We start from the raw sequence: 23,199 nt of genomic DNA on the forward strand, positions 1-23,199 counted from the left end.
ACCGTAGGAACCGGAGGCCCGACGCCGTACGGAGGGAGCACGACCATGACGACCGAATACACCGTCGGGCAGCTGCGGGCCGCGGTCACCGACGCGGTACGCGCGCCGTCGCTGCACAACACCCAGCCGTGGCGGTTCCGACTGCACGACGGCGGCATCGAGGTCGCCGTCGACCCGCTGCGCGGCCTGCCGGCCACCGACCCGACCGGCTGGGGCGCGCGGATCGCGTGCGGGGCGGCGCTGTTCAACCTGCGGCTGGCGCTGGCCGTGGCGGGCACCCCGGCGACGGTCCGGCTGCGCCCGTACCCCGCCGAACCGGACGTGGTGGCCCGGCTGACGCCGGACGTGCCGCGCCGGCCCACCCCGACCGAGCAGAGCCTGTACGGGGCGATCGGCCGCCGGTTCAGCAACCGGGCGCCGTTCTGGCCGGACCCGGTGCCGGCCGAGGCCCGCTGGCGGCTCGGCGAGGCGGCCCGCGCCGAGCAGTGCTGGCTGGAACTGGTCATCGGCACCAGCGCGGTCAACGCGTTCGCCGAGGTCGCCCGCAGCGCCCACCGGGTGCTGGAACGCGACCCCGCGTACGTGGCCGAACGGGTGGCGTGGATCCGCTCCGAGCCGGCCCCGGACGGCGTGCCGGCCGCCGCCGGCGGCCCACAGACCGAACCGCAGGACCTGCTACCGCAGCGTGGCTTCGGCGGACGCAACCGGGCGCCCGGCCGGGACTTCGAACCTGAGCCGCTGGTCGCCGTGCTCGGCACCCCCGGCAACACCGGCACCGACCAGGTCGTCGCCGGGCAGGCCCTGCAACGGGTGCTGCTCACCGCCACCGACGCCGGGCTCGCCGTGTCGATGCTCTCCCAGCCGATCGAGGTGCCGGCCGCGCGGGAGGCGCTGCGGCTGTCCCTGGGCCGGTTCGGCACGCCGCAGATGGTGATGCGGGTCGGGTACGGCCAACCGGGCCGCGCCACCCCGCGCCGCCCGGTCGACGAGGTGCTCGACCTGCCGGTCGCGCGGGCCTGACCCCGCCACCGCGACCGGAGCGACAGCGGTCGATCCGGTGGTACGGTGTCGCCCGCATGGTCAGTTATCGGATCCTGGGCCCGCTCGAGGTGATCCGGGCCGGGCAGCCGGTCCCGCTGCGCAGCCCCAAGCAGCGGGCGGTGCTGGCCGTCCTGCTGGTGCACGCCGGCCGGGTCGTCCCGCTGGACCTGCTGCTCGCCGCGCTCTGGGGCGACGCACCGCCGGACACGGCCGTCGGTCAGGTGCAGACGCTGATCTGGCGGCTGCGCGGTGTGCTCGGCGACGCCATCGCCACCAGCCCCGGCGGCTACCGGCTCGTCGTCGCCCCCGACGCGCTCGACGCCACCGTCTTCGCCGCCACCACCGCCGAGGCCGCCGAGCTGGTCGCCGCCGGGCGGCTGGCCGAGGCGTCCCGCCGCTACGGCGACGCGCTCGCCGCCTGGCGCGGGCCGGTGCTGGCCGACGTGCGGCTGCCCGGCGACCCGGGCGCCGCCGGCTTCCACGCCGCCGTCGCCGAGCTGACCGAGCAGCGCCTCGCCGCCGAACGGGACCGGGTCGACGTCGAGTTCGGCCTCGGCCGGCACGCCGAGCTGATTCCCCGGCTGCACCGGATGGTGCGGGACGAGCCGCTGCGGGAGGAACTGCGCGAGCGGCTGATGCGGGCGCTGCACCGGGCCGGCCGGCGGGCCGAGGCGCTGGAGGTCTACCGGCAGGGCCGGGCCGCCGGCGTCGCCGAGCTGGGCCTGGAGCCCGGCCCGGCGCTCCAGGCCCTGCACGGGCGCATCCTGGCCGGTGATCCGCTGCTCGACGACGCCCCCGACGGGGCGCCCGCGCCGGCCGCCGCGCAACTGCCGATGGACGCCCCCGACTTCGTCGGCCGGGACGCCGTCGCCGCCGACCTGGTGGCCCGGCTGACCGCCGCCACGACGACCGCGCCGCGGGTCGTCGCCGTCTCCGGCGTGGCCGGCGGCGGCAAGACCACCCTCGCCGTCCACGTCGGACACCTGGTCCGGGCGTCCTTTCCCGACGGGCAGCTCTTCGTCGACCTGCGCGGCGGCGGCGAGCCGCTCGACCCGGGCGCGGTGCTGGGCCGGTTCCTCCAGGCCCTCGGCGAGGACCCGCGCGCGGTGCCCGCCGGGACGGACGAACGGGCCGCCCTGTTCCGGGCCCGCACCGCCGGCCGGCGGCTGCTGGTCGTGCTGGACAACGCGGCCGGCGAGAACCAGGTCCGCCCGTTGCTGCCCGCCGAGCCGGGATGCGCGGTGCTGGTCACCGCGCGGCGACGGCTCACCGCCCTGCCCGGGGCGGCCCACGTCGACCTCGGCGTCTTCACCGCCGAGCAGGCCGTCGACCTGCTCCGCCACGCGCTCGGGCCGGCCCGCGTCACCGCCGAACACGCCGACTGCCGCCGGGTGGCCGAACGCTGCGGCCACCTGCCGCTGGCCATCCGCATCGCCGCCGCCCGGCTCGCCGCCCGCCCGCACTGGCCGGTACGGCGGCTCGCCGACCAGCTCGCCGACGAGCGCGCCCGACTGGACGTGCTGCGCACCGGCGACCTGGCGGTCCGCTCCAGCCTGGCGACCAGCTACCAGGAGCTGACCGGCGCGGAACGCCGCCTGCTGCGGCTGCTCGGTGCGGTGGACCTGCCCCGGGTGCCGTCCTGGGCCGCCGCGGCGCTGCTCGACCTGCCGCTGGCCACCGCCGAGGAACTCACCGAACGGCTGGTCGAGGCCCGGCTGGTGGACGTCGACCCGGCCGGTTACCGGCTGCACGACCTGGTCCGGGCGTACGCCGGGGAACGCGGCGCGGCCGAGGAACCGGCCGGCGTCGGACGGGCGGCGCTGGCCCGGCTGGTCGGCGGCTGGCTGACGCTGACCGACGAGGCCTACCGGCGTACCTCCGGTGGTTTCCGGCGCGGCCCGGCCGGCACGGCGCCGCGCTGGTCCCGGTGGACGGCGGCCGAGCTGGACGTGGTGCTCGCCGACCCGGTGTCGTGGTTCGAGGCGGCCCGTGGCCCGCTCATCGGCGCGGTCCGGCGGGCCGCGTCGGCCGGGCTCGACGAGGCGGCCTGGAACCTGGCGAACACGCTCGGCCGCTTCTTCGAGCTGCGCGAGCACCTCGACGACTGGGACGCCACCACCGGGCAGGCGCTGGCCGCGTGCGAGGCGGCCGGCAACGAGACCGGGCAGGCGTGGCTGCTGCGGGCCCGCGGCGAGCGGTACCTCGACCTGGACCGGCTGGACGACGCGCTGCGCTGCCTCGACGCGGCACTGAGCCGGTTCGAGCGGCTCGGCGAGCGCGCCGGGCAGGCGCTGACGCTGCGGGCCGCCGGCACCGCGCACCGGCTGCGCCGCGACGACGCCGCCGCGATGACCGCGCTGGGGCGGGCCGAGGCGCTCACCGTCGAGCTGGGCGACCCGACCGGGCAGGCGCAGGTGCTGTTCGGCCTCGGCGCGGCGCACCGGGTGGCCGGGCGCACCGACGCGGCGGAGACCGCCTTCCGGGCGGCGCTGGCGCTGTTCCGGCAGCTCGACGACCGGTTCGGCGAGGCGTACACCTCGACCAGCCTGGCCCTGGTGCTGGGGCGCGACGGCGCGGAGGCGGACGCCGGCCGGTTGCTGCGCCGCGCGTTGGCGCTCTGCGAGGAGCTGGGTTACCGGCGGGGCGCCGCCATCAGCCGGGGTCACCTCGGCGACCTGCACCTGCGCACCGGCGAGTACGAGCGGGCGGTGGCGGAGCTGACCGAGGCGGTCGCCGGCAGCCGGGAGGTCGGCGACGGCATCGGCGAGCTGATCGCGTTGCGCCGTCTCGGCGCCGCCCACCTCGCCCTGGGTCGGCTCCCGGCGGCCCGGTCCGCGTTGCGCGGCTGCCTGGCGCTGTGCCGCGTGCACGGCGAGGAGCAGGAACGTGAGCGGGCGCTGCGGCTGCTCGGGGAGGCGCGGGCGCGCGCCGCGAGCGAGGTGAGAGCGAGCTGAGAGGACGGGACGGCCGGCGGGCGGCACGGTGGGGACCGAACCCATCGGACCAGGGGAGGCTCCCGATGACCGACCGCACCACCGTCCCGCCGCCGACCGGCGGACCCGGCCTGTCCCGACGCCGGTTCCTCGGCGGTGTCGGCGCGTCCGCCGCCGTGCTGGGCGCGGGCGGCGTGCTCGGCGTTCCCGCGCCGGCGTCCGCCGCGTACTACATGAAGTGGGGCGCGGTGGTCTCGCCCGGCAGCGCCACCAACAACATCGACTTCGCCCGCAAGGTGGACCTGCTGCGCCGGATGCGTCCGCAGACCGCCCGCATCTCGATGTTCTGGGGCGACCCGAACCGGCGGCAGTTCAGCGACGGGCAGCTCGACGAGCTACGCGGCACCGGACTCACCGAGATGATCATCCAGTCCTCGGAGGACCCGGACCCGGCCCTGGCCCGCCGACAACTCGACCAACTGCTGCCGTACGTCGACGCGCACCCGAACACGCTCTTCGTCTGGGAGATCGGCAACGAACCCGACTGGCACCAGCCGAACAACCCGTGGCTGGCCCGGTGGAACCGGCTGGCCACCATCCGCGACAACAAGCCGGCCCAGGACCGGGGCAACCTGCTCTGGGCGATCAACATGCCGGCCGGCCGCTGGAACGGCGACGGCTCCGGGTTCACCTTCGGCAACTCCGGGCAGTGGTTCGACGCGTTCGTCCGGGACACCGGCGACGGGCTGGGCGCGATGCTCACCGGCCCGTACCGGCCGGACGTCGCCACCGTGCACTGCTACAGCTCCAGCTACCTGACGCGCGGCGCGGACGGCGGCGGCGAGCACAACCCGTACAAGATGATCGACTACGTGCGGGGCTGGAACCCGGGCCTCAGCATGAAGATCACCGAGGCCGGGATCGACGGCGCGAAGTCCGACCGCGGCTACCGCTACGTGAGCTTCGGCTCGTCGGTGGCGAACGAGACGGCCGGGCAGGTCGACAGCGTCTGCTTCTACGGGCTGCCCCCGGCCGAGCGGCAGTACGGCATCTGGGAGACCGAGGCCAGCCAGGTCGGCACCCACCCCTGAGTGCCGGACCGGGCGCGCCGCCGGGTGCGACGGCGGCGCGCGGGAAAGCGGCGGGGCCGTCGGGACCCGGCCCCGCCGCACCGCCCCCGTCGCCGTCCGGCCTGCCCCTCGTTGTCGCCCGCGCCGCCCGGCCCGCCCCCGTTGTCTGTCGGGCCGGTGCCGGCGGGTCGGCCGCCTGCGCTCCGCGAACGGAGGGCGACCGGCGTCGCGGGTCAGGCCGGCAGGGTGGCCAGCAGCGCCGCCTCCCGCTCCGGAGCCAGGCCCACCGGGGCGCGCGCCGGTCGGCCGGCCCGCGCCGGCACCCGACCCACCTCCCGCAGCCACCGCCAGGTGTCCGCGACCGTCTCGGCGACCGGCCGGCAGACCAGACCCGCCGCGTACGCGCGCTCGACGTCGCGCTCCTGCAACCAGCGGTACTCGTGCCCGCGCGGGATCCAGATCGGCAGGTCGTTCCACGGCTCCACGCCGGCGGCGAGGATCGGCGCCGGCGGCGTCCACCGCAGCGTCGCGTCCGACCCGGTCGCCGCCACCACCGCGTCGAGCAGCTCACCCATCGTCGTGTGCCCGCTCCGACTCACCACGTTGTACGCCCCGCCGACGCCCTCGGCGCCCCGGTCCAGCAGCCAACCCGCCAGGTCGCGGACGTCCACGTACTGCACCGGGAGATCCGGTGGCCCGGGGGCAAGCACGTCACCGCCCAGGGCGACCCGGTGCAACCACCACGGCAGCCGCCCGATGTCCTCCCCCGGCCCGAGGATCAGGCCGGCCCGCACCAGCAACGCCCGCTCGCCGAACACCTGCACGGCGGCCCGCTCCCCGCCGGCCTTGTTGCGCGGATAGTCGCCGTCGTCCGCGTCCGGCTCGGCCGCGACGGTCGGCGCCTCCTCCCCGGTGCCCGGCCCGGCCGTCGGCGCGTACACCGAGCCGCTGGAGACGTAGACGTAGTGCGGCACCGCGCCGGTCAGGGCCTGTGCCGCGTCCCGCACGGCCCGGGGCGCGCCGTCCCAGGTGTCCACCACCAGGTCCCACTCGCCGCCGGCGAGCGCCGCCAACCCGCCCGGCTCGTCGCGGTCACCCCGCAACCGGTGCACGCCGGCCGGCACCTCGCCGTGCACACCCCGGTTGAAGACGGTCACCGCCCAGCCGCGGCGGACCGCCTCTGCCACCACCGCCCCACCGACGAAACCCGTGCCACCCAGCATCAACAGTCGCATCGCCCCACCCTGCCCCCGGAACCCCGTGCCGGGAGGACCTGTTCACGGTGAGCGGATCTGCCAACGGCAGAACCGCCCACCCACTCCCTGGCCCGCTCCCCCTGGGTTGATCATGAGGTTGGCGGCACTCGGTGTCCGTTTCGTCACCGCCAACCTCATGGTCAACGGGTGAGGCGGTCGGAGCATCGGGCGGGGCGCCGGGTGGGCGGCGCTCCGGTGGTGGCACGTCGCGGGGCTGCCAGGCACCCATGACGCTTCACTTGCGGTGGCGGGTGGGACGGTGTGGGTGTCTGCGCAGCCTTGAGGCACCTGTGGCGTGCCGCTGAGGGCAGCATGGGCCGGTGGGTGGAACGGTATGGCTGTCTGGGCAGCCGTATGACAACCATGGCGTTCCACTCGTGGTGGTAGGGGCGGGTGGGTGGAACGGTATGGGTGTCTGGGCGGTCCGGCATTCGGCGCCTTGTGCGCGCTCCCGCGCGGTGGGGGCGTTTTGTCCGGTTCGGTGGTGGTGGGCGGCACGCTGGCGGCGGAATCGTCGACGGGCTGGCGGCGTTGTGGACGGGTGCACGGCCGAGGAAGGCGAGCGCCCCCCGCCGGGAATGACGGTGGGTCCCCGGTCGTTGCACACACTTCCGGCGCCGCGTCGAGGCCCCCGCCCCGCGAGCAGCCGAACTTTTGTTGTGCGCCTGACGGTGCCCGCACCCCCCGGTGCGTTGACCCCCGAATGGAGCCCCCCACCATGAACACGATGCTGCGTAAGAGCGTGCTGGGTATTGCTGGTCTGGCCTTCACCGGTGGTGTGTTCGCCGGTCCGATCGCCGGTCACATCGAGTCCGCGCACGCCGCCACGGCCAAGCCGGTCACGGCGGTGGCGAGCGTGCAGGGTGAGCAGTCGACGATCAACCTGAACGACGAGCAGACCGCCAACGTCAAGGCGATCATCGCGGCGACGAAGAAGGCCGGGCTGCCCGAGCGGGCCGCGGTGGTCTCGATCGCGACCGCGTTGCAGGAGTCGAAGCTGGAGAACCTGGGCCACCTCGGCGACCGCAACGACCACGACTCGCTGGGTCTGTTCCAGCAGCGCCCCTCCTCGGGTTGGGGCACCCCGGAGCAGATCACCGACCCGGAGTACTCGACGCTTGCGTTCCTGAAGGGTCTGAAGCAGGTCGACGGCTGGCAGGACATGCCGCTGACCAAGGCCGCGCAGACGGTGCAGGTGTCGGCCTACCCGGACGCGTACGCGCAGTGGGAGAAGCAGGCCACCGACCTCGTCGGCAAGCACTGGAACAGCTAAGACACGCAGAAGGCCGGCACCCCGGACGGGGTGCCGGCCTTCGTGTGCGTACCGGAAAAACGGGGTCAGGCCGGCGGGAGGACGAACGTCCAGGTGGTGGCGGTCGTGCTCGCCGCCGCGCCCGTCGCGGCCAGCCCGCCGTAGCTGCCGGCCGGGACGCTGCTCGCCGAGTCCGCCAGCAGGCCGGTCACCCGGCCACCTCCGGTCTGCGAGCTGTTGCTGCGGACCGCGACGCCGGCCGGCGGGGTGAGCGCGGTGGAGGTGGCGTCGCCGTGCAGCCAGTACGACACGGCCCAGCTCTGCGCGGCGGTCACCGGCGCGAACGGGGTGGTCCGCGTGGCGGTGCTGGCCGGGTCGGTGGCCCGGGCGAAGACCGGCGCGCCCGGCGCGACCCCCCGGTACGCGGCCACCACCAGGTTGCCCTTCGCCTGGCTGTCCAGCGCCACCCGCACCGCCGTGCCCGCGTCCCCGGCGGTCGCGGTCTTCCACCAGGCGGTGGTGGTGGCGTAGCCGCCGTCGAACCGGTCGAGGCGCGTCCAGCCGGTCACCCCGGTCGGCTCGCCGGTGCCGGTGTGGGTGTTCTGGCCGAGCAGGAGCAGCAGCGTGTCACCGGGCTGCACGCCGGACGGGACGGTCACCGTGTGGCTGGACCAGTTGGCGTTCGCGGTGGCCTGCCCGACGAACGAGATCCGCTCCGGCACCGGCGCGACCGTGACGTCGACGGTCGTGGTGCCGGTGGCGCCCCGGTCGTCGGTGACCGTCAGCGTGACCGGGTAGGTGCCGGCCGCGGCGTACGTGTGCGACGTGGTCGGCACGGAGACGGTGTCGACGTCGGACCCGTCGCCGAAGGCCCACCGGTGGTCCTGGATCGCGCCGTCCGCGTCGGTGGAACCGGCGCCGGAGAACGTGCACACCAGCCCGGCGCAGGACGGCGTCAGGGCGGCCACCGGAGCCTGGTTGGCCGGCCCGCCGGAACCCTTCAGGATCTTCACGTAGTCGATGTCACCGGCGAAGTAGTCGCAGGTCACCTTCGTACCGTCGCACTGGCTCTTGCCACCGACGGAGAGCTGCCACGAGTTCGCGATGGTGCCGGTCGGCCCGGACAGCCGGCTGGTGCGGACGCCGTCGACGTACATCTCCACGTACGCGGCGGTGCGGTTGCAGGTGACGGTGTGCCACTGGCCGTCGGCGATCGGCACGTCGGTGTACCCGGTGCGCGAGGCGCCGTCGCCGCCGCGGAACAGGCACTTCGGCTTGCCACCCGGCGCCTCGAACTTCCAGTAGCCGCCGGCGGTGTTCCCCTGTCCCTTCTGGAGGATGTTGCCGAACGAGTACGTCGTGCGGTAGCGGATGGTCACCGAGAAGTCCCCGGCGTCCGGGTTGAGGTCGGTGCTGTGCGGCACCAGGTCCACGTGGCCGGGCACGTACTCCTGGTCGGTGGGCAGATGGGTGGCGAACCGGTGGCCGGTGGCCCCGGCGTAGATCGCGCCGGTGACCACCTCGCCGCCGACCGCGCCGTGCCGGCCGCTGCCGCTGCTGTCCGTCAGCACGGTCGCCGCCGCCGGCTCGTCCATGCTCCAGAACGCCACGGTCCGGGTGGCGGTGGCCTGCGCGGGCGCGCCGGCCACCGTCACCCCGGCCGCCGCGACGACCACCGCCACGCCCGCCCGGGCGACCGTGCGCCGCCATCGTCCCTGCCCGATCGTCCGCATGTGACCGCCTCCCTGCGTATCGGGCCTCACCCTGACACGCGTCGAGCCGGCGGCCCATAACCCGCACGGTTGATCTTCACCCGGCCCTCGGGGCGAACGGGTGACCGATGTGGCCGGTGCCGGCCGCCGGTGGGAGATGCCCGCCGGTCGACCGGCGGCAGAAGGGTGATTCTTCGGTGGGCGATACTGGGTTTGAACCAGTGACCTCTTCCGTGTCAAGGAAGCGCGCTCCCACTGCGCCAATCGCCCGGGGCAGTTCGCGAGCGGACGACGGGATTCGAACCCGCGACCCTCACCTTGGCAAGGTGATGCGCTACCAGCTGCGCTACGTCCGCACCGTCGCCGGCTCGCGTCGGCGACGAGGGAAACTCTACCCGATGCCAAGATCGCCGCGCGGCGACCCCCCGCGGACCCGTGGTTGCGCTGCTCGTCGCCGGGGTACAGAGCCGGGCGACAGCACAATCATCCCCCTGAAGGAGGCTGTCGTGGGTATCGGTACGAGCATCTTCCTGATCGCGGTCGGCGCGATCCTCACGTTCGCGCTGAACGCCAACGTCGGCGGTGTCGACCTCGACGTCGTCGGCTGGATCCTGATGGCGGCCGGCGTGCTCGGCCTGATCATGACCACGCTGGTCTGGGGCCGCCGCCGTCAGGTGGTCACCACCGTCGACCAGCCGGTGGAGTACCGCCGGGTCGAGGAGCGCCGGGACGTCGCCCCGCCGATGTGATCCGACCGCACACACCCGGGGGCCGACGGAGCTGATCGGTCCCCGGCCGGGCCGGGACGGGGGCGCCGCTGGGCGCCCCCGTCCGCGTCCCCGGGTCAGTCCCGCATCAGCGCGTTGAGCGTGCCGTGGTCGAGCCCGCCGGCCAGCGCGTCGTACGTCCCGGCGTCGAGCGCCTCGGTCGCCGCCCGCCGGGCCACCGCGTACGCCGCCCCGAAGACGGTCGACCCGAGACTGATCCGGGCCACCCCGAGCCGGGCCAGCTCGGCAACCGCCGGGGCACCCGGCCCGACCAGCACGTTCAGCGGGGCGGGGAGCGCCGCCACCAGCGCCGCGATGGTCTCCGGGTCGACCGTCCCCGGCACGAAGACGCCGTCCGCGCCGGCGGCCAGGTACGCCTCGGCCCGCGCCACCGTCTCCGGCACACCGCCGACGCCGCACAGGAACGTGTCGACGCGCGCGTTGACGTACAGCGGGATGTCGGCGCGGTCGGCGGCGGCGCGGACCGCGGCCAGGCGGGCGCACTGCTCGTCGACCGGACGCAGGGGCGGGCCCGCGTCGTACCGGGCGTCCTCGATGTTCACGCCCACCGCGCCGGCCGCGAGCACCGCGGTCGCCGTTCCGGCCACCTCGTCGGGGGTGTCGCCGTACCCGGATTCGATGTCGGCGGTGACCGGCAGGGACACCGCGGCGGCGACCCGGTGGATCACGTCGACGGCGGTCTCGCGGGTGAGCGCGTCGCCGTCCGGCGCGCCCCGGCTCCACGCCACGCCGGCGCTGGTGGTGGCGACCGCGCGGGCGCCGGCCGCGGCCACGATCCGGGCGCTCGCCGCGTCCCAGGCGTTGACCAGGACCAACGGCTCACCGGGCACGTGCAGGCTGCGGAATTGCTGGGCTCGGGTCTGTTGTTCGTTCACCGGGCCAGTCTCGGCCACGCGGGGCGTTCCCGGTGCCCCGCACCCGACGAGAAAGGCCGTGTCGAGTGATCGACACGGCCTTTCCGATGGTGGGCGATACTGGGTTTGAACCAGTGACCTCTTCCGTGTCAAGGAAGCGCGCTCCCACTGCGCCAATCGCCCTCGTCAACTGCCGAGGTGGAGACGGGATTTGAACCCGTGTACACGGCTTTGCAGGCCGTTGCCTCGCCTCTCGGCCACTCCACCGAGGTTGCCCCCGAACTGCGTGGCGGCATTCTCCGAGCGGACGACGGGATTCGAACCCGCGACCCTCACCTTGGCAAGGTGATGCGCTACCAGCTGCGCTACGTCCGCACGCCCCCGGCGTTTCCCGGTGACGGATGAGAACTTTAGCCGAGCGAGGGAACGTTGCCAAATCGGATACCCGTTTCCGGCGCGTCCGGGATGAGCAATGCGCCATCTCCGGCAGGCGTCCTAGGAGCCTGGGCGGGATCCGGCGGGCCGATCACACGCACGACCACCTGCGGATCCTGGCCACCGACGGAGTGTCTACCTTCCGACTGTCCCATCGCCGACCGGCCGCTCCGGTAACTCCTCGTGGTCATCCAGATGGGCTACCGTAACGGCGTGACGAGACGAGCCGCCGAGATCCGCCTGGACGCGCTGCTGCGCACGGCCTGCGAGGTGATCGCGGAACGAGGGCTCGCCAACACGCGTACCGCCGACGTGGCGGAGGCCGCCGGGGTCAGCCAGGCGCTGGTCTTCTACCACTTCGCCACCAAGGACCGGCTGCTCGCGCAGGCGTTCGCGTACGCGGTCGAGCAGGATCTGGCGCGCCTGGACGCGGTGCTCCGCTCCGCCGCGCCGCCGCTGGCGAAGCTGCGCCGGATGCTGCGCCTCTACGCGCCGACCGGCCGCGCCGCCTCCTGGTCGATCTGGATCGACGGCTGGTCCGAGTCGCTGCGGACGCCGGAGTTGGAGAAGCTCTCCCGCCGCCTCGACCTGCGCTGGCGGCAGGACCTGGCGACGGTGATCGCCGACGGGGTCGCCGACGGCACCTTCACCTGCCCCGACCCGGCCGGCGCGGCCTGGCGGATCAGTGCCGTGATGGACGGCCTGGCGGTGCAGCTCTCGGTGCACGAACGGGTGATCACCCGCCGGCAGATCGCCGAGTGGATCCGCCTGGTCGCCGCCCGCGAGCTGAGCCTGGAGCCCGGCCAACTGGACTGAGCCGGCACCAGCCCCGGCCGGCTGGACGGAGCCGGCAGGAGGCCCGGCAACAGGCCGGCCGGCTGGACCGAGCCAACGGCCGGGCCCGGCCGCCCACCAGGGGGTGAGGGACGGCCGGGCCCGGAGTTCAGCCGGCGGACGGCTCCGCGGCGCCGGTCCGGGCCAGGCGGGCCCGCACCCGCTCCCGGGCCGGCGGGTGGACGTTCGCGGCGGACAGGTCGCCCCGGTAGTGGGCCAGCACGCGGTGGTCCATCACGCGCCGCCAGACCGGCGGCAGCAGCGCGGCGACCACCATGGTGGCGTAGCCGGCCGGCAGTTGCGGCGAGGCGTCGAAGCTGCGCAGCGCCTGGTAGCGGCGCAGCGGATTGGCGTGGTGGTCGCTGTGCCGCTGGAGCTGGAACAGGAAGACGTTGGTGACGACCCGGTCGCTGTTCCAGCTGTGCCGGGGGTCGACCTTCTCGTAGCGACCGGCGGCGGTGCGCTGCCGGGCCAGGCCGTAGTGCTCCAGGTAGTTGACGGCCTCCAGCAGGGAGAAGCCGACCACCGCCTGGAGCACGAGGAAGATCAGCACGCCGGGCCCGAACACCGTCGCCAGCACGGCGAAAAGCAGCACGGTCAGGGCCCAGGCGTTGAGCACGTCGTTGCGCCAGGTCCACGGGCTGCGCCCGCGCAGCCGGAAGCGGCCGGCCTCCAACCGCCAGGCCGAGCGCAGGCTGCCGGCGACGGTACGCGGCCAGAACGCCCAGAACGACTCGCCGAGGCGCGAGCTGGCCGGGTCCTCGGGCGTGGCGACGCGGGTGTGGTGGCCCCGGTTGTGCTCGACGTGGAAGTGCCCGTACCCGGTCGGCGCCAGCGCGATCTTCGACAGCCGGCGCTCCGCCCGCTCCCGCTTGTGCCCCAGCTCGTGGGCGGTGTTGATGGCGATGCCGTCGACCACCCCGACGGTGGCGACCAGGCCGGCGGCGGCCGGCCAGGAGAGCCGGCCACCGGCCCACACCGCGCAGCACAGCACCAGGGCCGCGTACTGGGCGGGCAGCCAGAGGTAGGTGAGCCAGCGGTAGTAGCCGTCGGCCTGCAACGCCGGCACCGCCGCCTCGGGCGGGTTCGCCCGGTCGTCGCCGATCATCAGGTCGACGAGCGGGATGGCGCCGAAGACCACCGCCGGGGTGAGCCACCAGGCCCAGCCGGACCCGGTGGCGTGCCAGAGCGACCAGGCCAGGAACGGCAGCGTCGGCACGAGCAGCGCGAGCGGCCAGAGCGGCCGGCGGGGGTCCCGCCACGGAACGGTGTCGGTACGCATCGTCGGACTCCGATCGGTTGCTCCTGACCCGACTGTGTCAGCCGGCAGGGGTTTTTACAAGAGAAAAGTTTTTGTAAAGCGAGTCACCCCTATCTACCCCTACCTTCAGTGACTGATACCTATGCGTACGGTTATCGTGAATCATCCTCGTTAAATCGTCTTCCGGCCCCACCCCCGGCCGGCCCTCTCTCGCACGCCCGCGCGTCGGCGGTCCCGCAACGAACCCGCCGCGCCGATGGCCCCGGCGGCGCCGTCCGTCGTGGACCGACGAACGGAGACCCCACGCATGTCGTTGCCGACTTCCGGCACCCCCGAACTGACCGTGGTGATGCCGACCTACCAGGACCCGCACTGCCTGGAACTGACCCTGCGGGCGCTGGCCCGCCAGACGCTGTCGCCGGACCGCTTCGAGGTCGTCGTGGTGCGCGACGGCGGATCGTCCGACGGCTACCCCGAGGCGCTGGCCGCCGGCGCCGGCCTGCGCCTGCGGCTGATCGAGCTGGCCGAGCGCCGGGGCCGCTCCGGCGTGCGCAACGAGGGCGTACGGCACGCCGCCGCGCCCCTGATCGTCTTCCTCGACGCCGACTCCTGGTCGATGCCCGACCTGCTGGAGCGGCACCTGACCCACCACCGCACGCCGGGCGCGGCCCCGGTGCTGATCGGCCGCCGCGACGACATCGGGCTGGCCCACCTGCCCGCCGTGCTGCGCGACGAACCGGCGGCGATCCCCCGCCTCTCGCCGTACGCCGGCGACATGCGCTTTCCCCCCGACGGCGTGCCGGACGAGCGCCGGGACTGGCTGGCGGTCGGCTGGACCGTCGCCTACACGCACAACATCTCGTTGCCCCGCGAGCTGTTCGACCGGGTCGGCGGCTTCCGCGAGGAGTTCGCGCTCAGCTACGGCATGGAGGACATCGAGCTGTTCTACCGGGTCGACCAGGCCGGGGCGACGTTCGGGTACGACGACGACGCCCGCGTGGTCCACCTGCCGCACCACCGCAACATGGGCCGCAACTGGGCCGAGATGATGGCGAACACCCGGTCGGTCATGGCGCTCTACCCCTGCCTGGAGTGGGAGTTCCTCAGCGTCATCGTGGGCCCGGAGGCGGTCAAGCGGATCCTGTTCTACCGCTCCCTGGTCCGCGCGTCCGTCACGGCCGCGACGTGCGCCATCGGCCCCGCCGTGACAGGGCTCGCCGGCCGGCTGCCCGGGCCCCGGGTGCTCTGGGTGGGCAACGGCAGCGCCGACGCCGGGCTGCCCCCGGAGGCGTTGACGTTCGACCACGGCGCGCCGGTCGGGCCGACCAATTTCCACCTGATCGGCCTTGCCCCGCCGCTGGCGCCGGGCAGCCTCGACGCGGTGGTCAGCGTGGACTTCTGGCGCTACCTGCTCTGGCCGGAGCTGTGCCAGTTCGTCAACTCGTCGCTGCTGCTGGCCGGCGAGGTGCACCTGGTCGCCACCGACGAGAGCGCGCCGGAGATGTGCGCCGTCGACCCGGAGTCGCTGGCGTACCTGCACCGGTCACTGGCGGCCGAGTTCACCGTCGACCGGCAGGAGGTGCCGGGCCTCGGCACGCTGCTGTCGCTGCGCCCCCGGTACGCCGACGCCGCGCCCGCGTACGCGCAGGCCGCAGCCGCCGGCTGAGGCCGGTCACCGCCAGCGTCACCGCCACCGTCGCGGGGTCCGTCGCCGTTCGAACGACGGCGCCGGGCCCCCGGCCGGGCCGTCGGTGGGCTCGCCGGCGGGGCGGAGCAGGCGTCGCATCCGCAGCAACAGCCCAGCCCCGAGGAAGAGCAGCAGACCACCGAGCCCGAAGGCGGCCTGCACCACTCCGAAGCCGCCGGTCTCGGCGACCGGCCGCCCGGCCGCGCCCGGCAGCGGCGGCTCGACCACCGTCGCGTCGGTCGGCTCGTCCGCCGTCGGCTCCTCGGAAGGCGGCTCCTCGCGGGGCGGGTCGGTCGGCTCGGCGCTCGTCGGCGTCGGCTCCGGCGTCGGCTCGACCACCTCGCCCACCACCTGGCGCGAGGCGGTCCGCCGGGCCAGCAGCCGCAACTGCGGGTCGTACGCCTCGGCGGCGATGCTCACCCGGCCGCGTCCCACGTCCTCGGCGAAGGCCACCCGGTAGCGCGCGGTCACCGTGCGCCCCGGGCAGAGCACCCCGGGGTCCAGCTCCCGGTCGGTCAGTCGCGCGGTGTCCCCGTCGGTGCGGATCTCCAGCGGAAACGAGCCGGTCTCCTCCACCCGGTCCACCTTGACCTGGTCCAGCCGCAGGCCCTGCACCTGGAGCAGCATCGACCAGCGCACCCTGACGCAGTCGGAGCGCGCGCCCCGGTCGGACCGGGACACCACCGCCGAGAGCGTCTCCACCCGGTTGCCGCCGGTGAACTCGTCCGGCAGGCCGCTCAGCTCCGTGGAGAAGGCCGCCGCCGCCCCGGCCGGCGCGGCCCCGGCGAACCCGGAACCCGCCAGGCAGGTCAGCACCAGCCCGATCCGCAGCGCGTGCCGCCACCCGCTCACCAGGCCTCCTCACCTCGGTCGGTCGTGTCCACCCGCAACGCTAGGAGCGGTCCCGGCCGGCCGGTAGACGGGCGTGTTCGCACCCAACGTCAACATCGGGGGGTCGTTTCACCGACAGTGGTGAACCGGTCACGACCGCCCGCCGACACGCCCGGGATCGGCCGTGCGACACAATCTCCGGGTGTCCGAGCTGTCCGCCGCCTTCGTCCGGCTGCACGCGCGTCTCGCCCCGGTCGCCTTCGTCCCCGAGGTGCGGCTGCACCAGGCCGACGAGCCGATCGGCCTCTGGGAGCTGACCGAGGGCGAGTTCCGCAGCAGCCAGCCGCCACCGTTCTGGGCCTTCGCCTGGGCCGGCGGGCAGGCGCTCGCCCGGTACGTGACCGACCACCCGGAGCTGGTCGCCGACCGCCGGGTGCTCGACCTCGCCGCCGGCTCCGGCCTGGTCGCCATCGCCGCCGCCCGGGCCGGCGCCGCCGCCGTCCGGGCGGTCGAGGTGGACGAGCGGGCCGTCGCGGCCGTCGCGCTCAACGCCGAGGCCAACGGGGTACGCGTCGACGCCGAGTTCGGCGACGTGCTCGACTCCGACGCCGGGGACGCGGAGGTGGTGCTGGCCGGCGACGTGTTCTACAGCGAGGCGATGGCCCGGCGGATGCTGCGCTTCCTGCTCCGGGCCGCCCGGTCCGGCGCGCGGGTGCTGGTGGGCGACCCGGACCGGGCGTTCCTGCCCCGCGAGCGCTTCCACCGGTTGGCCGGGTACGACGTGCCGGTGTCCGAGGCGCTGGAGAGCGTCCGGGTCAAGCACACCACCGTGTGGGAGCTGGACCCGAACCCACCCGGCGCCCGGCGCCGCGGTCAGTAGGGTCCCGTTCCTCCACCGGAGGCGTTAGGAAGGGGCCCGGCCTTACCAAAGTGGGGGTGGGTGGGTGCCGTTCGGTGGCGGTGGGGGGTGCCCGCCGACGCCTAGCGTCGCCGCATGATCACACTTCGTGGGTTGACGAAACGGTTCGGCGGGGTGACCGCCGTCGACGACCTGACCGTCGAGATCCGCCCCGGCCAGGTGACCGGGTTCCTCGGCCCGAACGGCGCCGGCAAGTCCACCACCATGCGGATGGTGCTCGGCCTGGACCGGCCCACCGCCGGAGCGGCCCTGGTCAACGGGCGCGCGTACCGCACCCTGCGGCACCCGCTGTACGAGGTCGGCGCGCTGCTCGACGCCACCGGCGTGCACCCGGCCCGCTCCGGCGTGGCGCACCTGCGGGCGACGGCGCGCAGCAACGGCGTACCGGCCCGGCGGGTCGCCGAGGTGCTCGACCTGGTCGGTCTGGACACCCGGGCCGCCGGCAAGCCGGGCCGGGCGTTGTCGCTGGGGATGGGACAGCGGCTCGGCATCGCCGGCGCGCTGCTCGGTGACCCGCCGGTGCTGCTGCTCGACGAGCCGGTCAACGGCCTCGACCCGGACGGGGTGCGGTGGATCCGCGGGTTCACCCGCCGACTCGCCGACGAGGGACGCACCGTGCTGATCTCCAGCCACCTGATGAGCGAGATGCAGCAGACCGCCGACCGGGTGGTGGTGCTCGGCCGCGGCCGGCTGGTCGCCGACGCGCCGCTGGCCGAGCTGATCGCCACCCGGCCCGCCGCCTCGATCCGGGTACGCGGGCCGGAACCGGCCGCGCTCGCCGCGCTCGGCGACCGACTGGCCGCCGAGGGCGCGACCGTCACCGCCGGGCACGACGGCCTCTCCGTCGCCGGCAGCACCGCCGACCGGGTCGGTGACCTGGCGTACGAACTGGGGGTGCGGCTGCACGAGCTGACCGCCGTCGCGCCCTCCCTGGAAGAGGCGTTCCTGGAACTGACCGCCGCCAGCGTCGAGTACGTCGCCGGCCCGACCGGAGGCGAAACCCGATGACCGCACCGCCCACGCTCCAGGAGACCCGGCCGACGTCCCGGGCCACCCCGGCCGGCCGTCCGCTCGTCGGCGCGGTGGCCGCCGAGTGGACCAAGCTCTGGTCGGTCCGCTCCACCTGGTGGACGCTGGTCGCGGCGCTCGTCACCATGGCGGCCACCGCCGCCCAGCTCGCCATCTACGCGGTGAACGCGAACACCGACGACGACCCGACCGTGGACCCGGGCGTGCTGCCGGTCGGGGACGTGGTGGCCGGCTCGCTGGAGCTGACCCAGTTCGTCGTGCTCGCGCTCGGCCTGTTCGCGATCACCAGCGAGTTCGCCACCGGCACCATCCGCACCACGCTGCGCTGCACCCCGTCCCGGGGTCGGGTGCTGGCGGCCAAGGCGCTCGTGGTCGGCGCGGTGACGTTCGGCGTCGGGCTGCTGCTCGGCGGCGTCGGCGCGGCGGTGGCCCGGCCGGTGCTGGGCGAGTGGGGGCGGGCGCCGCTGGGCGGCACGGTGGCCGACATCGTCGCCTGCGCCGGATACCTGGCGCTGGTGAGCGTGCTGGCGCTCGGGCTCGCCGCGGCGCTGCGCGGCCCGGTGCTGACGCTGACCGTGCTCCTGGCGCTGCTGTACATCGTGCCGCTGTCGTTGCAGGAGCCGGACATCACGGTGCTCACCCGGATCGCCGACGCGTTCCCCGGCGTCGCCGGCGGCCACTTCCTGGCCGGCGACACCGAGCCGTACCCGGCGGCCGTCGGGCTGCTGCTGCTCGCCGGCTGGGCCGCCGGCGCGCTGGCGTGCGGCCGGTGGGCGCTGGCCCGGCGCGACGCCTGACCGCGCCGGCACGGGCGGGGCTGGTCAGCCGGTGGGCGGGACCAGCCCCGCCTCGTACGCGAGGATCGCCGCCTGCACCCGGTTACGCACGTTCAGTCGGGTGAAGACGCTGGTCAGGTAGCTCTTCACGGTGCCCTCGACCAGGTGCAGCCGGCGGGCGATCTCGGCGTTGGACAGCCCTGCCCCGACCAGCGCGAGCACCTCCCGCTCCCGGTCGGTCAGCCCGGCCAGCCGATCCCGCGCGGACGGGCCACGGGCGAGCCGCCCCCCACTCAACTCGATCACCCGGCGGGCCACCCGGGGTGACAGGTACGCCCCGCCGTCGGCCACCGCGCGCACCCCGGCCAGCAGCTCCCTCGGGTCGCCGGACTTCAGCAGGAAGCCGGCGGCGCCGAGGCCGAGCGCGCGGGCGATCAGGTCGTCGTCGCCGAACGTGGTGAGCATGACCGGTGCGGTCTCCGGCACCAGGCGGCGGATCTGCGCCGCCGCGTCGAGCCCGTCGCAGCGGGGCATCCGGATGTCGAGCAGCGCCACCCGGGGCCGGTGCGCACGCACCAGCTCCACCGCCGCGTGGCCGTCGCCCGCCTCGCCGACCACCTCGACGCCCGGGTCGGCGGCGAGGATCGCCCGCACCCCGGCGCGCACCATGGCCTCGTCGTCGGCGAGCACCACCCGCAGCGGCCGCCCGTGGTCGTCGGTCATGACGCGATCCGCTCCTTGCTGATCAGCTTCCCGTCGCTGAAGCAGAGCCGCCAGGTCGGCTCCGCGAACGGGAAGTTGCCGTCGGTGTAGAACTCGCAGCCGGGGGCCGTGCCGGTGGCGGGCGGCTCGGCCTGCCGCCGGGGCAGCCCGAGCGCGTCACGCTGCTCGCCCAGCCTCAGCCGGTCGAAGCCGGGCCGGTCGAGCACCGCCCCGGCGGTGGCGAGCGGGTAGTAGACCAGCGCGAGCACCAGCGCCAGCCCGGCCGGCGCACCGAACGCGACGAGCAGGCTGCGGCGGACCCGCCGGCGGGCCTCCCGCAGCCGCCGGGCCTCCACGCCGCGCCGCCCGCCGCCGTACGGATCGCCGCCGTCGTGCGAGTCACCGCCGCACGGCCCGCCGCCGGGCCGCCGACCGGCCCGCGGGGGGCCGAGGCTGGCGACGGGCACCGGGTCGCCGCCGGGTCGCACGTCCGGCCGACGGCCGTCTGTCGGGGCGGACAACGCGCCCCTGGACAACGGAAGGCGAGCGGTGACCGCCCAACCGCCGTCGCACCGGCCGGCGTCCAGGGCGCCGCCGGCGAGGCGTACCCGCTCGCGCAGCGCCAGCAGGCCGGAGCCTTGCGACGCCGGCCCGGGCAGCGGACCGGCCGGGGCCTGCGGGTTGACCACCGCGACCGTGACCGCGTCGGCGGCGCGCGCCACGGTGACCGTGACCGGGGCGTCCGGCGCGTACCGGGCGGCGTTGGTCAGCGCCTCCCGGACCACCCGGTGCACGGCATGCGCGACCAGCGGCGGCAGGCCCACGTCGGCGGCCGCCTCGCCGGGCAGGTGCACGGTCATGCCGGCGTCGCGGGCACCGTCGACCAGGTCGGCGACCGACTCGCCGGGCGGGCGCCGGGGGCGCTCCTCGCGCAGCACCCCGATGACCTCGTGCAGCCGCTCGGTGGCGGCGGCGACGCTGGCCCGCAGCTCCCCCGCCGCCGCACGGTGCGCCGGCGACAGTCCGGTCGCCAGCTCCAGCGCGCCCGCCCGCAACGCGATGAGGCTCAGGTCGTGGCCGAGCGAGTCGTGCATGTCCTGGGCGATGCGGGCCCGCTCGCGCAGGCGTACCCGTTCCGCCTCGCTCCGCCGCTCCTGCGCGGCGTGCCGTCGCCCGGCCGTGGCAAGCGCCCGGTGCTGGCGCCGCAGCCGGCCCAGCAGCCAGGGGAACACGCCGGCGAAGAGCAGCACCGAGGTGAGCTGGAACCAGGCGGCCGGCTCGGTGCCGAGCAGGCCGAGGTTGAGCACGGTGCCGGTCACCGCGATGGCGGCGAACACCGCCGCCGCCGGGGCGGCGCGGGCGCTGCGCAGCCCGGCCAGGTAGCCGAGGACCGGGATGGCGAACACCACGTTGCCGTCGACGAGCGAGCCGGCCACCACCGCCGACACCGCCACGAGCGGCCACCGGCGGCTCACCGCCACCGCCACGCCGAGCAGCGCCAACACGCCGACCAGCAGGGGCACCTCGTGCGACCGCCACGGCGGGGTGAGCCGGGCGTACGTCACCGGCGTCGCGAGCACGGCCCAGAGCAGCAGGTCACCGGCCCGGCGACGGGCCGTCGGGGACAGCGGGCGCAGTTCCACGGCGGTCACGCTACCCACGCCGGCCGGGGCCGGACACCGACGAAGGTCAGGTACTCAGCCCGCCGTAGAGGGCAGGGGTAAACACGCCCCGGCGCCCGACGCGGTGAGCCGAGGGTGGCGTTAAAAGGGGCCCCCGCCTATACCGAATGCGTTGAGAAGGGGCCCCGCCTTACTCCTCAGCCGCTCTCCTCGGCCCAGGCCCGCCAGTCGTCGAGGACACCGTAGAGCGCCGGGGTGAGCCAACCCGGCGCGGACCGGCGGAACACGCCCGGGTCCATCCCGCCGGCGCCGGCGGGCACCGCGCCGAGCAGGTTCGGCACCAGCTCGGACAGGTTCAGCCAGTGCACCAGCTCCGGCTCGGTCGGCCAGGCGCCGATCACCACGCCGGCCGGCACGGCCCGCCGCTCCAGCGCCTCCAGCGTCAACGCGGTGTGGTTGAGCGTGCCGAGCCCGGCCCGCGCCACCACCACGGCCGGCGCGCCCAGCGACACCGCCAGGTCGGCCACCGTCCAGGGCTCGCCGGACGGCCGCAACCCCATCGGTACGAGCAGCCCGCCGGCTCCCTCGATCAGCACCAGGTCGTGCTTGTCGACCTCCTCGCGGACCGCGTCGACCGCGTTGTACAGCTCCAGCGGCGGCAGCTCGGCGACCCGGGCCGCGGCCAGCGGGGCGAGCGGGTCCGGGTAGCTGGCCAGCGTCCGGCCGGTGAGCGGGGCGGCCAGCCGGGTCACCGAGTCGACGTCACCGGGCTCGCCGGTGGCGGTACCGGTCTGACCGGGCTTGACCACCGCCACCCGCAGCCCGGCCGCCTGGGCGGCGGCGGTGACGGCCGCGGTCACCACGGTCTTGCCGATCCCGGTGTCGGTGCCGGTCACCAGCACCGCGCCGGTCCAGCCGTCGCTCATGAGTCCTCCGTTCGGGACTGCGGGGCGCACGCCACGATCACGTCCAGGGCCCGTTCGAAGTCCGCCCGGTCCACCCCGGCGCCGATGGTCAGGCGCAGCCGGGAGCGGCTGTCCGGCGTGGACGGCGGACGGAAGCAGCCGACCGCCACGCCCCGGTCGCGGCAGGCCGCCGCCCAGGCGGTCGCCGCCTCCGGGCCGGGCGCGGTCACCGAGACCACCGCCGCGTCGGGGGCGGACACGGGCAGCCCCGCCGCGCCCAGCCGGCGCACCGCCAGCGCGACCCGGTCGGTCAGCTCGGCGCGGAGCGCGTCGCCGTCCCGGGCCAGCCGCACCGCGGCCCGCACCCCGGCCACCACCGCCGGCGGCGGCGCGGTGTCGAAGATGAACGTGCGGCCGGTCTCCACCAGGTGGCGGACGAACTCCGCCGGCCCGGCGACCACGCCGCCGGCCCCACCGAGCGCCTTGGACAGGGTCGCGGTGACCACCACGTCGGGCGCGCCGGCCAGCCCGGCCGCGGCCACCCCGCCGGCGCCGGCCGGGCCGGTGACGCCGAGCGCGTGCGCGTCGTCGACGAGCAGCAACGCGCCGTGCCGGCGGGCCACCGCGTGCAGCTCCGCGAGCGGTGCCACGTCGCCGTCCACGGAGAAGACCGACTCGGTCACCACCACGGCCGGCCGGCCCGGCGCGGCGGCCAGCGCGGCGGCCACCGCGGCCACGTCCCGGTGCGGCGTCACCAGCGTCTCGGCGCGGGAGATCCGGCAGCCGTCGATCAGCGAGGCGTGGTTGTGCGCGTCGGAGACGAGCAGCGTACGCGGCTGGGTCAGGCCCCGGACGGCGGCGAGGTTGGCCAGGTAGCCGGAGGAGAAGACCAGCGCCCGGTCGACGCCGAGCCAGGCGGCCAGGTCGTCCTCGAGCGCGTGGTGCAGGTCGGTGGAGCCGCGCACCAGTCGTGACCCGGTGGCGCCCAACCCGTACCGGGACAGGGCCGTCGCGGCGGCGGCGGTGACCTCCGGGTGGGTGGCCAGGCCGAGGTAGTCGTTGCCGGCCAGGTCGACGACGTCGTCGTCGGCCGCGCGGGGACGCAGCGTGCGGGTCAGGCCCGCCTCGGCCCGCTGTTCGGCGCTGCGGTCGAGTGCCGCCAGCCAGTCCGCCACCGCACCGTCCCCTCCCGCCGACCGCCCGCCCCGCCGGGCGCTTCCGCCGGGCGAAGTTACCACCCGGGCGGGCGACCCCGGCGTGGCGTGGTCCCGGCTCGCCGGGCCGCTCACGAC

19 protein-coding genes and 5 tRNA genes are annotated in these 23,199 nt (G+C 75.4%); 10 read left to right on the top strand and 14 right to left on the bottom strand.

The features are described 5' to 3' along the window. The first annotated feature begins 45 nt into the window (after positions 1 to 45). The 3 genes from AB0B02_RS04095 (at position 46) to AB0B02_RS04105 (ending at position 5,065) form a co-directional block, all read left to right on the top strand. Positions 46 to 1,020, top strand: a complete 975-nt coding sequence (locus AB0B02_RS04095) for a nitroreductase (RefSeq protein ID WP_357296653.1) — start codon at positions 46 to 48, stop codon at positions 1,018 to 1,020. A 56-nt stretch (positions 1,021 to 1,076) separates the two neighbouring features. After that, the gene (locus AB0B02_RS04100; protein ID WP_357296655.1) at positions 1,077 to 3,995 is read left to right on the top strand and encodes a BTAD domain-containing putative transcriptional regulator; all 2,919 of its coding nucleotides are present in this window, start codon (positions 1,077 to 1,079) and stop codon (positions 3,993 to 3,995) included. Positions 3,996 to 4,060: 65 nt separating this feature from the next. Then, on the top strand, positions 4,061 to 5,065 hold the full coding sequence (locus AB0B02_RS04105; protein ID WP_281935153.1) for a twin-arginine translocation signal domain-containing protein: 1,005 nt from the start codon (positions 4,061 to 4,063) through the stop codon (positions 5,063 to 5,065). Between the two features lie 212 nt (positions 5,066 to 5,277). Here the strand turns inward: AB0B02_RS04105 and AB0B02_RS04110 are convergent, their stop codons facing one another. Further along, a complete protein-coding gene (locus AB0B02_RS04110) occupies positions 5,278 to 6,279 on the bottom strand; it encodes an NAD-dependent epimerase/dehydratase family protein (RefSeq protein WP_281935155.1) in 1,002 nt (333 codons plus the stop codon). Positions 6,280 to 7,018: 739 nt separating this feature from the next. Here AB0B02_RS04110 and AB0B02_RS04115 point away from each other — a divergent pair. Beyond that, positions 7,019 to 7,573, top strand: a complete 555-nt coding sequence (locus AB0B02_RS04115) for a hypothetical protein (protein WP_357296659.1) — start codon at positions 7,019 to 7,021, stop codon at positions 7,571 to 7,573. A gap of 65 nt (positions 7,574 to 7,638) precedes the next feature. On the opposite strand, the gene AB0B02_RS04120 is transcribed toward AB0B02_RS04115, so the two are convergent. The 3 genes from AB0B02_RS04120 to AB0B02_RS04130 all read right to left on the bottom strand — a co-directional run bounded on the left by AB0B02_RS04120 (position 7,639) and on the right by AB0B02_RS04130 (position 9,620). Next, entirely contained in the window at positions 7,639 to 9,285 is a 1,647-nt protein-coding gene (locus tag AB0B02_RS04120; RefSeq protein ID WP_357296661.1) for a PKD domain-containing protein, read from the bottom strand. Between the two features lie 177 nt (positions 9,286 to 9,462). Then, positions 9,463 to 9,534 (bottom strand) — tRNA-Val (locus AB0B02_RS04125). Positions 9,535 to 9,547: 13 nt separating this feature from the next. Then, positions 9,548 to 9,620: transfer RNA gene (locus AB0B02_RS04130), tRNA-Gly, on the bottom strand. A gap of 150 nt (positions 9,621 to 9,770) precedes the next feature. Here AB0B02_RS04130 and AB0B02_RS04135 point away from each other — a divergent pair. Beyond that, positions 9,771 to 10,013 (top strand): DUF6458 family protein, encoded by a 243-nt coding sequence (locus tag AB0B02_RS04135; RefSeq protein ID WP_107159425.1) that lies wholly within the window; start codon positions 9,771 to 9,773, stop codon positions 10,011 to 10,013. 95 nt (positions 10,014 to 10,108) lie between these two features. On the opposite strand, the gene AB0B02_RS04140 is transcribed toward AB0B02_RS04135, so the two are convergent. The 4 genes from AB0B02_RS04140 to AB0B02_RS04155 form a co-directional block, all read right to left on the bottom strand. Continuing rightward, positions 10,109 to 10,927: an isocitrate lyase/phosphoenolpyruvate mutase family protein gene (locus AB0B02_RS04140; RefSeq protein WP_357296663.1), complete on the bottom strand. Its 819-nt coding sequence runs from the start codon at positions 10,925 to 10,927 to the stop codon at positions 10,109 to 10,111. A gap of 87 nt (positions 10,928 to 11,014) precedes the next feature. After that, positions 11,015 to 11,089 (bottom strand) — tRNA-Val (locus AB0B02_RS04145). A 13-nt stretch (positions 11,090 to 11,102) separates the two neighbouring features. Beyond that, positions 11,103 to 11,173, bottom strand: a tRNA-Cys gene (locus AB0B02_RS04150). Positions 11,174 to 11,208: 35 nt separating this feature from the next. After that, a tRNA-Gly gene (locus tag AB0B02_RS04155) sits at positions 11,209 to 11,281 on the bottom strand. 273 nt (positions 11,282 to 11,554) lie between these two features. On the opposite strand from AB0B02_RS04155, the gene AB0B02_RS04160 reads away from it, so the two are divergent. Beyond that, complete coding sequence (locus AB0B02_RS04160) at positions 11,555 to 12,157, top strand: TetR/AcrR family transcriptional regulator (protein ID WP_199199863.1); 603 nt, start codon at positions 11,555 to 11,557, stop codon at positions 12,155 to 12,157. A gap of 127 nt (positions 12,158 to 12,284) precedes the next feature. Here the strand turns inward: AB0B02_RS04160 and AB0B02_RS04165 are convergent, their stop codons facing one another. Beyond that, a complete protein-coding gene (locus AB0B02_RS04165) occupies positions 12,285 to 13,457 on the bottom strand; it encodes an alkane 1-monooxygenase (RefSeq protein WP_281935164.1) in 1,173 nt (390 codons plus the stop codon). Positions 13,458 to 13,743: 286 nt separating this feature from the next. On the opposite strand from AB0B02_RS04165, the gene AB0B02_RS04170 reads away from it, so the two are divergent. Then, positions 13,744 to 15,102, top strand: coding sequence for a glycosyltransferase family 2 protein (locus AB0B02_RS04170; RefSeq protein ID WP_357296666.1), 1,359 nt, complete (start codon positions 13,744 to 13,746; stop codon positions 15,100 to 15,102). Positions 15,103 to 15,120: 18 nt separating this feature from the next. Here AB0B02_RS04170 and AB0B02_RS04175 read toward each other — a convergent pair whose 3' ends face one another. Beyond that, complete coding sequence (locus tag AB0B02_RS04175) at positions 15,121 to 15,975, bottom strand: hypothetical protein (RefSeq protein ID WP_357296667.1); 855 nt, start codon at positions 15,973 to 15,975, stop codon at positions 15,121 to 15,123. Positions 15,976 to 16,156: 181 nt separating this feature from the next. Here AB0B02_RS04175 and AB0B02_RS04180 point away from each other — a divergent pair, with 181 nt between their 5' ends. The 3 genes from AB0B02_RS04180 to AB0B02_RS04190 all read left to right on the top strand — a co-directional run bounded on the left by AB0B02_RS04180 (position 16,157) and on the right by AB0B02_RS04190 (position 18,699). Then, entirely contained in the window at positions 16,157 to 16,834 is a 678-nt protein-coding gene (locus AB0B02_RS04180; protein ID WP_281935170.1) for a 50S ribosomal protein L11 methyltransferase, read from the top strand. Between the two features lie 114 nt (positions 16,835 to 16,948). Then, a complete protein-coding gene (locus AB0B02_RS04185) occupies positions 16,949 to 17,881 on the top strand; it encodes an ATP-binding cassette domain-containing protein (protein WP_357296670.1) in 933 nt (310 codons plus the stop codon). After that, entirely contained in the window at positions 17,878 to 18,699 is an 822-nt protein-coding gene (locus AB0B02_RS04190; RefSeq protein WP_357296672.1) for an ABC transporter permease, read from the top strand. Before AB0B02_RS04185 ends, AB0B02_RS04190 begins: the two co-directional genes overlap by 4 nt. 24 nt (positions 18,700 to 18,723) lie before the next feature. Here the strand turns inward: AB0B02_RS04190 and AB0B02_RS04195 are convergent, their stop codons facing one another. From AB0B02_RS04195 to AB0B02_RS04210, 4 genes are all read right to left on the bottom strand, one after another. Next, entirely contained in the window at positions 18,724 to 19,401 is a 678-nt protein-coding gene (locus tag AB0B02_RS04195) for a response regulator transcription factor (RefSeq protein ID WP_357296674.1), read from the bottom strand. Next, entirely contained in the window at positions 19,398 to 21,032 is a 1,635-nt protein-coding gene (locus AB0B02_RS04200) for a histidine kinase (RefSeq protein ID WP_357296676.1), read from the bottom strand. The genes AB0B02_RS04195 and AB0B02_RS04200 overlap by 4 nt, the downstream gene beginning before the upstream one ends. Before the next feature lie 167 nt (positions 21,033 to 21,199). Further along, a complete protein-coding gene (gene bioD, locus AB0B02_RS04205) occupies positions 21,200 to 21,928 on the bottom strand; it encodes a dethiobiotin synthase (protein ID WP_281935178.1) in 729 nt (242 codons plus the stop codon). Next, on the bottom strand, positions 21,925 to 23,082 hold the full coding sequence (locus AB0B02_RS04210; RefSeq protein ID WP_357296678.1) for an 8-amino-7-oxononanoate synthase: 1,158 nt from the start codon (positions 23,080 to 23,082) through the stop codon (positions 21,925 to 21,927). Before AB0B02_RS04210 ends, bioD begins: the two co-directional genes overlap by 4 nt. Positions 23,083 to 23,199 lie beyond the last annotated feature (117 nt).

The organism is Micromonospora sp. NPDC049240, assembly GCF_040647835.1.
Taxonomy (GTDB): Bacteria; Actinomycetota; Actinomycetes; order Mycobacteriales; family Micromonosporaceae; genus Micromonospora.

Bases quoted from the DNA above. Each gene is read 5' to 3' on its own strand.
- AB0B02_RS04095 (WP_357296653.1), top strand. From the start codon at position 46: ATGACGACCGAATACACCGTCGGGCAGCTGCGGGCCGCGGTCACCGAC.
- AB0B02_RS04100 (WP_357296655.1), top strand. From the start codon at position 1,077: ATGGTCAGTTATCGGATCCTGGGCCCGCTCGAGGTGATCCGGGCCGGG.
- AB0B02_RS04105 (WP_281935153.1), top strand. From the start codon at position 4,061: ATGACCGACCGCACCACCGTCCCGCCGCCGACCGGCGGACCCGGCCTG.
- AB0B02_RS04110 (WP_281935155.1), bottom strand. From the start codon at position 6,279: ATGCGACTGTTGATGCTGGGTGGCACGGGTTTCGTCGGTGGGGCGGTG.
- AB0B02_RS04115 (WP_357296659.1), top strand. From the start codon at position 7,019: ATGAACACGATGCTGCGTAAGAGCGTGCTGGGTATTGCTGGTCTGGCC.
- AB0B02_RS04120 (WP_357296661.1), bottom strand. From the start codon at position 9,285: ATGCGGACGATCGGGCAGGGACGATGGCGGCGCACGGTCGCCCGGGCG.
- AB0B02_RS04165 (WP_281935164.1), bottom strand. From the start codon at position 13,457: ATGCGTACCGACACCGTTCCGTGGCGGGACCCCCGCCGGCCGCTCTGG.
- AB0B02_RS04170 (WP_357296666.1), top strand. From the start codon at position 13,744: ATGTCGTTGCCGACTTCCGGCACCCCCGAACTGACCGTGGTGATGCCG.
- AB0B02_RS04185 (WP_357296670.1), top strand. From the start codon at position 16,949: ATGATCACACTTCGTGGGTTGACGAAACGGTTCGGCGGGGTGACCGCC.
- AB0B02_RS04190 (WP_357296672.1), top strand. From the start codon at position 17,878: ATGACCGCACCGCCCACGCTCCAGGAGACCCGGCCGACGTCCCGGGCC.
- AB0B02_RS04195 (WP_357296674.1), bottom strand. From the start codon at position 19,401: ATGACCGACGACCACGGGCGGCCGCTGCGGGTGGTGCTCGCCGACGAC.
- bioD (WP_281935178.1), bottom strand. From the start codon at position 21,928: ATGAGCGACGGCTGGACCGGCGCGGTGCTGGTGACCGGCACCGACACC.